At 64.4% G+C, this 12,466-nt stretch carries 12 protein-coding genes; 4 read left to right on the forward strand and 8 right to left on the reverse strand.

Features of this window, described 5'->3' with window-relative positions; all coding sequences use genetic code 11:
- Positions 1 to 6 precede the first annotated feature (6 nt).
- Entirely contained in the window at positions 7 to 1,035 is a 1,029-nt protein-coding gene (locus CH291_RS01385; RefSeq protein WP_306437665.1) for a thiamine pyrophosphate-dependent dehydrogenase E1 component subunit alpha, read from the reverse strand.
- Positions 1,036 to 1,165: 130 nt separating this feature from the next.
- Here CH291_RS01385 and CH291_RS01390 point away from each other — a divergent pair, with 130 nt between their 5' ends.
- Entirely contained in the window at positions 1,166 to 2,713 is a 1,548-nt protein-coding gene (locus tag CH291_RS01390) for an AMP-binding protein (RefSeq protein WP_094686533.1), read from the forward strand.
- Positions 2,714 to 2,751: 38 nt separating this feature from the next.
- On the opposite strand, the gene CH291_RS01395 is transcribed toward CH291_RS01390, so the two are convergent.
- Both CH291_RS01395 and CH291_RS01400 read right to left on the reverse strand, forming a co-directional pair.
- A complete protein-coding gene (locus tag CH291_RS01395) occupies positions 2,752 to 3,765 on the reverse strand; it encodes an NADP-dependent oxidoreductase (RefSeq protein ID WP_255183091.1) in 1,014 nt (337 codons plus the stop codon).
- The gene (locus CH291_RS01400) at positions 3,762 to 5,486 is read right to left on the reverse strand and encodes a PEP-utilizing enzyme (protein WP_094686534.1); all 1,725 of its coding nucleotides are present in this window, start codon (positions 5,484 to 5,486) and stop codon (positions 3,762 to 3,764) included. The genes CH291_RS01395 and CH291_RS01400 overlap by 4 nt, the downstream gene beginning before the upstream one ends.
- Positions 5,487 to 5,645: 159 nt before the next feature.
- On the opposite strand from CH291_RS01400, the gene CH291_RS01405 reads away from it, so the two are divergent.
- Positions 5,646 to 6,422: an SDR family NAD(P)-dependent oxidoreductase gene (locus CH291_RS01405; protein ID WP_094639087.1), complete on the forward strand. Its 777-nt coding sequence runs from the start codon at positions 5,646 to 5,648 to the stop codon at positions 6,420 to 6,422.
- Positions 6,423 to 6,459: 37 nt separating this feature from the next.
- On the forward strand, positions 6,460 to 7,254 hold the full coding sequence (locus CH291_RS01410; RefSeq protein ID WP_068051583.1) for a maleylpyruvate isomerase family mycothiol-dependent enzyme: 795 nt from the start codon (positions 6,460 to 6,462) through the stop codon (positions 7,252 to 7,254).
- On the opposite strand, the gene CH291_RS01415 is transcribed toward CH291_RS01410, so the two are convergent.
- The 5 genes from CH291_RS01415 to CH291_RS01435 all read right to left on the reverse strand — a co-directional run bounded on the left by CH291_RS01415 (position 7,247) and on the right by CH291_RS01435 (position 11,681).
- Entirely contained in the window at positions 7,247 to 8,044 is a 798-nt protein-coding gene (locus CH291_RS01415; protein ID WP_094686535.1) for a ThuA domain-containing protein, read from the reverse strand. The two genes, CH291_RS01410 and CH291_RS01415, sit on opposite strands and share 8 nt — an antisense overlap.
- Positions 8,045 to 8,060: 16 nt before the next feature.
- Positions 8,061 to 9,461 carry a dihydrolipoyl dehydrogenase gene (lpdA, locus tag CH291_RS01420; RefSeq protein WP_094686536.1) on the reverse strand — a complete coding sequence of 467 codons (1,401 nt, stop codon included), beginning with the start codon at positions 9,459 to 9,461 and terminating at the stop codon, positions 8,061 to 8,063.
- Positions 9,462 to 9,468: 7 nt separating this feature from the next.
- Positions 9,469 to 10,230: an SDR family NAD(P)-dependent oxidoreductase gene (locus CH291_RS01425; RefSeq protein ID WP_068051590.1), complete on the reverse strand. Its 762-nt coding sequence runs from the start codon at positions 10,228 to 10,230 to the stop codon at positions 9,469 to 9,471.
- Positions 10,231 to 10,269: 39 nt separating this feature from the next.
- Positions 10,270 to 10,968: a histidine phosphatase family protein gene (locus CH291_RS01430; protein WP_094686537.1), complete on the reverse strand. Its 699-nt coding sequence runs from the start codon at positions 10,966 to 10,968 to the stop codon at positions 10,270 to 10,272.
- Between the two features lie 71 nt (positions 10,969 to 11,039).
- Positions 11,040 to 11,681: a TetR/AcrR family transcriptional regulator gene (locus CH291_RS01435; protein ID WP_068051613.1), complete on the reverse strand. Its 642-nt coding sequence runs from the start codon at positions 11,679 to 11,681 to the stop codon at positions 11,040 to 11,042.
- A gap of 49 nt (positions 11,682 to 11,730) precedes the next feature.
- Here CH291_RS01435 and CH291_RS01440 point away from each other — a divergent pair, with 49 nt between their 5' ends.
- The gene (locus CH291_RS01440) at positions 11,731 to 12,450 is read left to right on the forward strand and encodes a TetR/AcrR family transcriptional regulator (protein WP_255183089.1); all 720 of its coding nucleotides are present in this window, start codon (positions 11,731 to 11,733) and stop codon (positions 12,448 to 12,450) included.
- The last annotated feature ends 16 nt before the right edge of the window (positions 12,451 to 12,466 follow it).

Consider the following 12,466-nt stretch of genomic DNA (forward strand, 5'->3'; position numbering starts at 1 on the left):
AGATCTTCAGTCGCTGTAGACGTTGAGGGCGAAGTCGGCCAGATCCGGATACGGACTGGCCTCGGCGAAACTCACGGATTCTGCGATGTCGGCGTCGACCTCGGCCCAGACGGTCGCGAATTCGGCTTCGGTGACGAGCCCCTCGGTCACCGCCCGCGCTTCGAGCAACTTGATGGCATCGCGCTCCTTCCAGGCCTCGACCTCCTCCGCGGTGCGGTACGTCTTGCGCAGACCCTTCACACCCTGATGGTCGTAGTACCGATACGTCTTGGCTTCCACCAGGGTCGGACCGCCACCGTTTCGCGCTCGCTCGACCGCGCGACCGACTGCGGCCCGCACGGCGATCGCGTCCATTCCATCGCAGATCTCGCTCGGAAAACCGTAGGCCGCAGCGCGATCGGCCACATTCTCCAGCTTCATGTGGTCACGGAGTGCCGTGAACTCGGCGTATCCGTTGTTTTCGCAGACGAAGACCACCGGCAACCCGAGTATCCCGGCGATGTTGGCCGCCTCGTGGAACGCCCCGATGTTGCTCGCTCCGTCGCCGAAGAAGGGGACCGCCACCGAATCCTCCTCGCGGTACTTGGCCGCGAACGCAGCACCTACGGCGATCGGAATACCGCCTCCGACAATGCCATTGGCACCGAGCATGCCGATCGACAGGTCGTTGATGTGCATGGAGCCGCCGCGGCCCTTGCAGTAACCGTCGACGCGGCCGAACAACTCGGCGAACATCGGCTTGAATTCGGCACCCTTGGCGACGGCATGACCGTGTCCGCGGTGGGTCGAGGTGATCTGGTCGGTGTCCCTGAGATTGGACATCGTGCCGGCTGCGACCGCCTCCTGGCCGACGTAGAGATGCAGAAAGCCCGGCATCCGACCGCCCTCCATCAACCGGCCGGCCTCGGTCTCGAACTGCCTGATGCGCACCATCCTGCGGTGCAGATCGAGCAGAACCTCCCTGCTCGGCGTCGGATCGTTCGATCCGATGGGCTCTACGGCCTCGCGGGTCGGGTCGGTCGCGGTCGAAGTCACCACGTACACCTCTTCTCTGCAGACTTTGTTTACGTCTTCACCAGTATGGGCCCCACACTAGCGCAATGTAAGTAGAATCACTATAAAGTTACTTCAGCCCGCCGCGTCACACCTTTGGAGGATCGATCCCATGCTCGACCGAATCAGAGATCGAGCACGAGTCGAGCCATCAGGCCGGGCATTGACGGACGACACCACCTCGATGACGTGGTCCGACCTGCTCAGCGCCCTCGAGGCGCTCGGCGAGCTCCTTCTCGAGATCGCCCCCGATTCGGACGATCGCATCGCCGTCATCGGCGAGAACTGCGCTCCGACCCTGCTCACGCACGTGGCGGCCATCGCGCGGGGGGTCGGTACCGTCGCGATCTCCCGTCAGCTGACACCGAACGAGATGTCGGAGCAGTTCCTCGACTCCGGAACCGTCGCGGTGGTGACCGGTCCGGCCGGCCTTGCCTCGGCCCGCGCCGCAGCGGCCACCGCGGGCCTACGCGAAGTGATTGCGCACGGCTGCGACGGTGGCGTCGACACGGTGGCCTGGTCGGTGGCCGTCGCGCCGCAACGAGCTGCGTCTGCATCCACACCTCCGACCCAGCGCCCCGCACGTCCGCCTCTGGTCTACACATCCGGCACCACCGGCCGTGCCCGAGGCACCCAGGTGCGTTGGTTACCGGCCACGGGCCAGAGCGCTGCAGAATTCGCCGACGCGGTGGCCGCGCGGTCGGGTTACCCGGACGGGGTTCACCTGGTCGTGGGACCACTTCAGCACAACGGGCCGTTGACCGCCGTTCGGCATCTGCTCTCCGGCAACCCCGTGGTGGTGCTGGGACGTTTCGACGCCGAGAGAACGCTGGATTCGATCGACCGCCACCGCGTCACGTCCACGTTGATGGTTCCGACGCACTTCCAGCGGCTGCTCGGACTCGATACCCACATTCGCTCGATGTACGACGTCTCCAGTCTCGAGTACGTCGCGCATACCGGCTCGGCGTGCCCGCCGGCCGTCAAGCGATCGATGATCGACTGGTTCGGTCCGGTTCTGGTGGAGTCCTACGGCGGCAGCGAAATCGGGACGGTGTGCAAGATCGCCTCGCCGGACTGGCTCACGCACCCGGGATCGGTCGGGCGGGCAGTACCGCCCTTCGAGGCTGTCGTGGTCGACGCCGACGGAACCGAACTCGACCGCGGGCAGGTCGGGGTGCTGGGCTTCCGAACGCCGCCGGAACGCAGTGTGGTGTATCACGCTGATCCCGAGAAGACCGCAGCCGCTTACATTTTGCCGGGTGTGGCAACGCTGGGCGATGTCGGCTACGTGGACGAGAACGGGTTCGTCTTCATCACCGACAGAGTCGCCGACATGGTGGTGTCGGGAGGCGTGAACCTCTACCCCGCCGAGAGCGAACGAGTTCTGGCCGCACACCCTGCCGTGGCGGAGGTCGCAGTCATCGGAGTACCGGATGCCGACTTCGGTGAAGCCCTGCTGGCTCTGATTGTCCCGGAACCGAATACACCACTCGATATCACCGAACTCGAAAGGTTCGCCAAGGCGTCGATGGCATCGTACAAATGCCCCAAGCGCTACGTGATCGTCGACGAGCTGACGCGCAACGTCATGGGCAAGCTCGACAAGAAGGCACTGCGAGCGCCGTATTGGGACACCGACCGGACCATCGCCGGGTAGACGTTGGGTAGATGTCGGGTCCGTCGGGACGACGCGGGTCAGGACACCCGGACCAGCATCTTGCCGACGTTTCCGCCGCCGAGCATGGACACGAATGCGCTTGCCGCGTTGTCGAGGCCCTCGTGGATCGTGGACTCGGCCACGATCTCGCCGGCAGCGAGCCAGCCGGCGACGCAATCCTCGAACTCGCTCCTGAGATCCTCGTGATCACGGACGATGAAGCCTCTCATGGTGATCCGTTTCAGGATCACCTCGATCAGACGGTCCAGAGGTGGACTGTCCGGACCACCGTTCGAGATCATTCCGCACAGGGCGACGCGGCCTTGCTGACGAAGCGCAGACAGTGCAGCCACGAGGTGGTCGCCGCCGACGTTGTCGAAGTAGAGGTCGATGCCGTCCGGTGCCGCGGCACGCAGCGCGGCACCGACAGGGCGGGCGCGATAGTCGATTCCCACATCGAACCCGAACCGATCACGCAGCAATGCCGCCTTGTCCGGTCCCCCGGCACTACCGATGACCCGCGTCGCACCGAGCAGTCTCGCGAACTGACCCGCAGCGCTGCCCACTGCGCCTGCCGCTGCGGAGACGAACACCGTGTCTCCCGTTCGGATCTCACCCGCGCGCTGCAGTCCGCAGTACGCCGTGAATCCGGTTTGGCCGAGTATTCCGAGCCAGTGGTGCAGGTCGATACCGCGTGGGTCGATCACCGTGGCCGCTGCGGTGTCGAGCACCGCGTGTTCACGCCAGCCGAGTCGATGCCGAACGTAGGAACCCGCGGGCACGTCGTCGGTGCCCTCGAGCACCACCCCCAGCGCCGAGCCGTCGAGCGGAGAACCCACCTCGATATTGGTGGTGTACTGCATGTTCGACGTCCCCAGGCGGCCCCGAGTCGACGGGTCGACGCTCATGAAGATGTTGCGGACGAGAAGCTGATCCGCAGTGCGTTCGCGTAGTGGCAACTCGCGAACGTCGAAGTGCCGAACTTCTGGTTCGCCCGAGGGTCGTTCGGCGAGAAAGACTGCCCGCGTCGCGGTCACTACACCGGCACTCACGGCAGCTCCAGAATGGTGACCGTGCCCTTGGACCCGTCGATCTCCACGAGCGCTCCGTTGGGAATGCGGCGAGTTGCCGCTGGAACTCCTGCGGCGCAGGCGATGCCGAGTTCGCGGCTGACGATCATCGCGTGGGAACCCATCGCCCCGACGTCGGTGATTGCGCCACCCGAGACCATGAACAACGGTGTCCACGACGGATCCGTCTGTGGCGCAACGAGAATTTCACCGACCTCGAACTCGTCGAGTGCCGCCATCGAGGTGATCACCCTGGTGCGGCCCTGGGTGACTCCCGGTGACGCGCCCGAACCCTGCAGCACATCGCCCACCCGTACGGGCTCGACGGCCGACTGGCCTTTGCGGCCTAGGGAGGACAACGGCGGAAACGCCTCGCGTCCGTCGAGGAACGTGGGCAGCTCGAGCCCGAACAGTTCCTTCCAGTCGCTGTGGCGTTGTGCAAGTGTCGGTGCGATCGACTCTGGCGCACTCGCCAGTACGTCGAGTTCGGCGTCGACAGCCATGAACACGTGGTCGGCCGATTCGAGAAGACCCTCCGAGAACAGTCGGTGTCCGAGCTCGACGAGCGGAACCCGCGCTTCGTGCAAGACCTTGATGCAGTTGGTCTTCGCCCGCTCTCGCCACGCGGCGAAACGACGAGCCGACGCAAGTGCAGCGGTGAGAGTTGCTTGCCCCTCGGCATTGTCGCCGACGATGTCCGCGGCTTCCTTCAGCGCCTTGTCGGTGGCCGACGCATGGTCGGCCAGCCGCGCATGCGGTGAGGCCGCGTCGTCCTGCAGCCGAAGTCGGTCGATCAGACCGAGTACAAGTTCGGGGCGGGTCTCCCACGACACCGATCCCAGATCCCATTCGTTGGGTCCGCGGTAACCGAAGTCGAGCAGGAACTGCTGGAACCGTGTGTCGAATTCGGAGTCGATCCCGTGCACGCGCGCACCGACACCGTGGACACCCTCGTCGAAGGCGGCCATCAGCGTGTCGTTCGCCCGCACCAGTCGGCCCAGATCCCACAGTGCATACGACGGCAGCGCCGAATCGACATCGCCGGCGGAACCCACGAGGGTCACGATGAGGTCCTGATGCTCGGCACCGAGCAACTGACCGAGTACGGCGGGGCCCACCGCGGAGCAGTTGGTGGCGACGACCTCGCCGCGCCAGGCCACTCTCTCCAGGGGCATCACCGAGCGTGCTCGCGCGACGAGAGCAGCCGGGGTCAGCACCGACAGATCCGGCCGTTCGCTCCGGAGGCGATCGGCAAGCGTTCGATCCTCCTCCAATTCGGGGAAATTCTCGGTCGAGAGAGCCCAGGCATTTCGGGCTTCCAGTCGGCGGCTCGCGTCCGAGTTCTCGTCGTCCGGGTGCGCCACGTAGGGAGGGATATCGGGGTCTCCGCCGTACCAGAGCTGATCGACCAACTCGACGGGAAGTCCGCCCCGAATGCCGGTCAGACGCGACATCGACATGTTCACATAGAGATGTCCGTAGAAGATGGCTGCCGACGCCGTCGGATCGGGCGACTCGGCCAACGAGTAGCTACCGAAGCTGGCATAGCCGAAGTTCCATCCCGGCAGGATGTTCTGAATCCAACCCAGATCCGCCCCGAGCGGCGTGATCGGGTCCGACAGCACGTCACTCGCGTTCAAGCGGGTGTACACGGGGAGACGGGTGCTGGGCTCGGTATCGACCAACCAACGCTGTTCGGACATGTCGCTTCTCGTCTCTGACGTCACCGTCGACGTCTCGATGGATAGTTTTTTGATTCGTCCTGCACATTGCTGTGACTTCCGCCACTCTACATGCAAGACTGTAGACGATGACAAGTTACTTGTTCGAGATCCTGTCCGACATTTCCGAGGAGAACTTCGATGAAACTGCAAGACAAAGTTGTTGCCGTCACCGGCGGCACCCAAGGCATCGGTCGCGGCATCGCGGAGGCCGCTTTGACCGAGGGCGCGAAGGTCTCACTCAACGGCCGGTCGGCCGAGAAGGGTGACAAGGCCCTCGCCGAGTTCGGTGTCGGAGATCGCGCTGCATTCTTCGCGGGAGACGTCACCGTTCAGGCGGACGTAGAGAACTTCATCGAGCAGACGGTCGCCACCTTCGGTCGAATCGACGTTCTGGTGAACAACGCCGGTGGCGCAAAAGACCTGCAGCCCACCGTCGATCTCAGCGACGAGGAGTGGACACTGGTGATGAACTGGAACCTGAATTCCAATTTCTGGGCCACCCGTCGAGCACTCAAGCACATGCTGCCCAACCAGTACGGCCGGATCATCAACATCTCGTCCGTCGAAGGCAAGCACGGCAAGCCCGTGTTCACGGCATACGTCGCGGCCAAGCACGCCATCAACGGCATGACCAAGTCGATCGCCCGCGAGGTCGGCACCCAGGGCATCACCGTCAACTCGATCTGTCCCGGACTCGTCATCACCGACATCATCAAGAACAACGGTCCCGGCACCGCCGCGGCGATGGGAATGTCGTTCGACGAGATGGTCGCACTGTTCGCCGAGGAGTCGGCCATCAAGCGGCCCAACACGATCGAAGAAGTATCGGCGATGGCCATGCTGCTCGCCTCGGACGCCGGTGCCGGAATCACCGGAGCCATCCTCAGCGTCGACGGCGGAACTGCGTCCTACTGATGATCACCCCAGCGGTGCAACAACGACGGAGTCATGCATGAGCACAGCCGGATTGTCTGCCAGTCGCGAACTCGCCGAACGCTATTCGGTGGTGATCAGAGGGCTCACCGCGGAGGAGTGGTCGGCTCCCAGTCGCTGCGCCGGGTGGTCCGTCAAAGACCTGGTCGCGCATACGGGATCCAATTTCAGGGTCATGGTGGACCCGCCGCCTCACGACCCGTCGGCTCCCGTGCCGACTACCGCGGAACAGGCGCAGAACCTACTGGTCGATGCCCGACGAGACTGGTCGAGCGCGCAGGTTGCCGACGAATTCCTGTCCAACGCGGCCGGAGCACTCGGAGTACTCGAAGCGATGCAGAGCAGCGAGCTCGCATCGACGCCGATGACACTGACAGATCTGGGAACCTATCGCACCCATCAGCTTTCGGATGCCTTCGCGTTCGACATGTGGTGCCACCTCTACGTCGACCTGCTCGGACCCGACGGTCCGGTGACACGCGATACTCCCGATCCGGAAGACGACCTGGTCCGCACCGCCGTCGACTGGATGTGGACCGGCCTACCGCAGATGTGTACCCCGGTCAGCAGCGTCCTCGACCAGCCGCTCGGCGTGCACCTCACCGGTGCAGGCGGCGGCGAATGGACCCTCCGGCCCGGTTCCGAACTTCTGACGGTCGAATCAGGTATCACGGGCGCCGACACCGTGGTTCGCTCGTCGGCAACAGATTTCGTGCTGTGGGGCACCACCCGAAGTCCCTGGCGAGCGCATGTTTCGATCGAGGGCGACGCAGCCTACGCCGAGAAGGTCCTCGACACCGTCGACATCATCTGAGCACCGGTCGGTCGTGGGCCGTCGCACCGTTTCCGGTGACAGCCCACGACAGGCAGCGCTCGAACACGGTGAGGAACTGAGGTACCGTCCAGCTCCCCCGGTCCACCCGGCCCAGATCGTCGATGCCGAGATCCTGCACATCGAATCGTCCTCGGCAATGGCCGAGCGTGAAGTAACACACGGTCCCCCGGCCATGATCCTTGAGGTAGAGCACCGGACGCGGTTCGTCGTCGGCGGTGTGCCCTTCCTCGAAACCCGTTGACTCACCGACGAATCGAGTGTGCGCCAGGATCTGGATCGGCGGATGCAGCTCGCTGACGTAGAGCTCGTCGGTCACCTCGAACGAATCGATTCCGGCCACGAGCGGGTGCGCCGGATCGGTTATCTCGACCGTGTACGGCGCAATCGGAGGATGTCCGAGAAACTGGCTTCCCAGCACGGGCGCAATCGTGCCCAGAGTTCGTGGCGTCACGTACTTGCTCGACGAACCGGGCGCAGTCCTGTCGATCGCCGAGTTCGTGCCGTGCAAGGCGAGCCAGCGGCCACCACGAGAGACGAACTGGGCCAGAGCATCTTGCTGCGCGTCGTCGGGAACTCGATTGCAGGTGTAAGTGACAAGGAGATCGGCCGTAGCCAGCGCCTCGATGCAGTCGTAGTCCTCGAACACTCTGGTACGGACGTGCTCGTACTCGGCCAGGGACGACAACAGTTGCAGGCGTGCGTAATCGAAGTCGTGCCACTGCCCTCCGCACACGAGAACGGCATCGAGCCGGCCTGCCGGTCCAGGCATCGCTTCTCCTTGTTCGTCAGCTGTGCGCGTGCAGCGCTTTCCCCGCCAACGCGAGGTGCGCCTCCCCCAGAGCTTCTGCCTGGGTAGGATGAGCGTGTACGTGCTGGGCGACGTCCCCTGCGGTCGCTTGCCAGTTGTAGATGAGCTGCGCCTCCCCGATCAGTTCACCGACACGCTCGCCCACCAAGTGAATTCCCACCACGCGACCCTCCGGTCCCGCCTGGACGAGCTTGACCCCACCGGACGTGCGCAGAATCCGACTCTTGCCGTTACCGGCGAGGTCGTAGACCACCGTTGTGACCTCGCCGAACTGCTTCGCGGCTTCGCTCTCGGTCAATCCCACCGACGCAACCTCCGGGTTCGAGTAGGTGACCCGCGGAATTCCGGTGTCCTCGACGGGTGTGCAGTCCAAACCTGCCAACTGCTCGGCCACCAGCATGCCCTGAGAGAAACCGCGGTGTGCCAGTTGCGGACCGGCCACGATATCGCCGACCGCGAAGACCCCGGGAACCGTCGTCTGCAGCCATTCGTCGGTAACGACGAACCCCCGGTCGAGCTCGACTCCCGACTCCTCGAACCCCATGTCGGCAGTACGCGGCCCGCGCCCGACAGCCACGAGCATCAGGTCCGCTTCGAGCTGCGATCCGTCGTCGAGATCGACGTGCACGCCGCCGCCCGGTCGTTCGGTGACTCCGCTGAACGCAGTCTTCGTACGTAGAGTGATACCTCGTTTACGGAAGGCTCGTTCGATCTGCTTGGTCGTCCACGGATCCTCCGTAGGAAGCAGCGTTGCCGCGGCCTCGACGATGGTGACGTGCGCACCGAGCGAAGTCCAGACGCTGGCGAACTCGCATCCGATCACGCCACCGCCCAGCACCACGACACTGTCCGGAAGGTGATCCAGTTCCAGCGCACGATCGCTGGTCATCACCGAACCGCCGATGTTCAGGCCCGGCAACGACTTCGGTTGCGAGCCGGTGGCCAGCACCAGGGCTTCACCTCGGTACGTGCCGATTCCGCCGTCGGCGAGTTCCACCTCCACGGTGCGATCGTCCACGACGCGGCCGCGACCGGCGACGAGCTCGATCTCACGGGACGCCACCAACCCCTGCAGTCCTCGGTACAGGCCGGCAACCACCTCGTCCTTGTACTTGTTCACAGCAGTCATGTCGACGCCGCCGAGGGTTGCCTCGATCCCGAAAGTCGATGCCTCCCGGACCGAATCGGCGATCTCGGCCGCGTGCAGCAGCGCCTTGGTGGGGATGCACCCGGTGTGCAGGCACGTGCCGCCGAGGCTGCCTGCCTCGATCATGACGACCGACAGGCCGAGCTGCGCGGCCCGCAACGCGCAGGCGTACCCGCCCGAACCACCGCCGAGAATCACGACGTCGGCGCTGCCCGTCAGCTTCTGTGCCATGCCGCGCTCAGAAATCGAAGCGGTTGGTGAATCCGCCGTCGACCACCATGTTGATACCGGTGATGTGCCCGGCGGCCGGCGAGGAGAGGAAGGTCACGGCGTTCGCAACGTCCTGCGCCGCAGCCAGTTTACCGAGCGAAGCCGCGTCGAGAGCGGCCTCGTACAGTGCCGGACGACTCGTCTTGATCGTGTCCCAGGCACCGCCCTCGAAGAAGACGGGGCCAGGTGACACCGCGTTCACTCGAATGCCGGCAGGTCCCAGTGCGCGGGCCTGAGCCGACGAATGTTGCAGGACAGCGGCCTTGAGTGCACCGTAGCTGTTGGCCGTGCTGATCGGTCCGGCCTCGAGCGCGGACGTCGTGCTGATCGTGACCACCGACGCGGCGTCGGACTTCTCGAGGTGTGGCTTGGCCGCTTCGATGAAGTTCACCAGGCTCATCAGGTCGACGTCGAAGCTGTTCTGCCATGCCTGAGCACCCTTGCCTGTTGCGGCAGAAGCGTTGACCACGACGATGTCGATTCCGCCGAGGGCACCGGCTGCATCCTCGACGAACGATGCAACCGCGGCGGCGTCGCCCACGTCGACCGCTTTGTGGAAGACCGTGCCCAAAGCGGACAGTTCTCCGGCAACCTCGTTCAGGTGCTCCTCGCCGCGGGCGCACACTCCGACGGAGGCTCCCTCCGCCAGGAGTGTGCGGGCGATCGACAGGCCGATGCCGCGGCTCGCGCCACTGATGATTGCACGTTTTCCACGAAGGTCGAGATCCATGTGAGACTCCTTGACTGTAATTTGATTCGACTGCAGGACTTAAAGATTCATGGCTCCGACGTGCGTCTGGAAGTCGAGCACATGAGTGAAATCGTTCACCGATTGCACCGCGCGACGCGTATCGGCACCGCGCACAACGCTCAGCGAGGTGTGGTGGACTCGAACCGGCATGTCGAATGCACTGCCCAATGCGTCGGCGAGCACGGCGTTGATGACACCGCCGTGGCAGCTGATCACCACTCGCTGGCCCAGATGCGCGTCGACGATCGACGAGATCTGCCGGAGTACACGCGCCCGAAACTCTGCGCCGTCCTCGGCGTAGGTGAACGCACCGTAGCGACGCGTACGAATGTGATCACGGAACATCGCCGCGACCTCTTCGTGCGGGAGCACCTCGAAGGGAGACTGGTCGGCCGGAAACTTCTGCCACGGTTCGTATTCGGAGAGTTCCTCGCGGACGACGGGCTTCAACCCGTGCTTACCCGCGATATGAGTGCCGGTACGCAGTGCGCGACGCAACGGGGAACTGTAGACCGCATCCACCCGTGTGCGCGCGAGTCGGTTCGCAACCGCCTCCGCTTGGCGCTCACCGAGTTCGGACAGGGGTGGGTCGACGGTCTCTTTCGCGCTCAGTTCTTTGCTGAGTATCTGCTCACCATGCCGAACCAGGATCAGTTCACAGAGCCCGGTCAACGGGGCAAAGGGATTGTCGAGATCGATGGACCTGGCGCGCGGCATGGAAGCAAGTCAACCACAAACTGTCGTCGCTCTAAAGATACTTCGCGAAATCGGTACCGCGAGATCCCCCGTCAGACGCTGGAGATGTCGGCCGCGAGCTCGCGAACCTCCTCGGAGAACCGACGTCGGCCGAGGTCGGCCAGAACCGCGTCCTCGGTGAGCCACGACGAGGCCGCCACTTCGAGCAGGGTCGTCAACGCAACAGCTGCGGCACCCTGCTTCGCTTTGGACGCTATGCCGCTTCGAGTGCGCAGTTCGGCCGAGAACAGCGCCAACATCACCGAACGCACTTCTCTTCGCAGGGTTTCGATGGACAGACTCCAGCCGGGCGATCGGGTGAAGTACACCAATGCGGCAGCGCGGTGCTGATCCGTCCACTCGAGCAACGACGAAATGATGTCACCCAGAGCAGCGTCCGGATCGGCCGCGATCTCTGCGCGAAGTTCGTCGAGGAGACCATCTGCGAACAAACGCAACCCGGCGAGCAGAACCTCGTCCTTGGACGGGTAGTGGTAGTAGACGGCCGCCGACGTCATCTGGGCCTCAGCGGCGATATCGGCCACGGTGACGTCCTCGATGGACCTGACCGAATACAGATGCATGGCGGCGTCGACCACTACTTCGCGCCGCGACGGCCGGTGCGCCGCGCGCTTGGCACCCTTGTCCGCCGGGGCCGTCACCGTCGATTTCGGCTTCACTGCCTTTGCTGCCATGACGTAGATCATGGCACCATGCAGTGACCCGGGTGCCGAGGAGGACGCTGTGCCGAGACGAACCAGCAGCTCGACGTCGAAAGTCGACGAGAGTTCCCAGCTCGAGACTGCCGTCGATTCTCCCGTCGCGTCCGAGCCGGACAACGAATCCCTCAAAGGGTCTGCCCACCGACCCTCTCGCCGCCACCTCATCGTCCAGGCAGCGGTGCGTGTCTTCTCTCGCAAAGGATTCGCGGAGACGTCGATTCAGGAGATCGCCGAAGCAGCAGGCATGGTCCCGACTGCGGTCTACTACCACTTCGCCAGCAAGGAAGAGCTGTTCGATACAGCACTCGGATACGCGATGGACGCCAGTACCGCCGCAGCCCAGGCGGTTCGACCGGACGACACCGAGGCCGATGCTGCTGCGTTCAAGGATGTCGTCGACGCCGTGTGGGACTGGACCGCAGAACATCCCAATGCGGCTCGGATGCTGTTCCTGCAGGTGGCCGGTGGTGCCACGCCGGGCACGCGTCTACTGACGAAGGAATACGAGGACAGGCACGTCCGCCGCGCCTTCGACTACTTCCCCGACGCCGAGATACCGGCGAACAAGCGATCGGCCGCGGCGCAGCACGCGGCGCGATCGCTGCGAGCACGCACGATGATCGCAACGACCATCGCCATCCAGCCCCTGCGGATCGAGGGCGGGCCCTTGTCCAACATCGCGGTGTCGCGTCTCCGGTCGGCCACCACCGATGTGTGCGCGAAAATGATCGAGGGTCGCTGAAGCTCCGACGGGCAGC

This window comes from Rhodococcus sp. 14-1411-2a (assembly GCF_002259485.1).
Classification (GTDB): domain Bacteria; phylum Actinomycetota; class Actinomycetes; order Mycobacteriales; family Mycobacteriaceae; genus Rhodococcoides.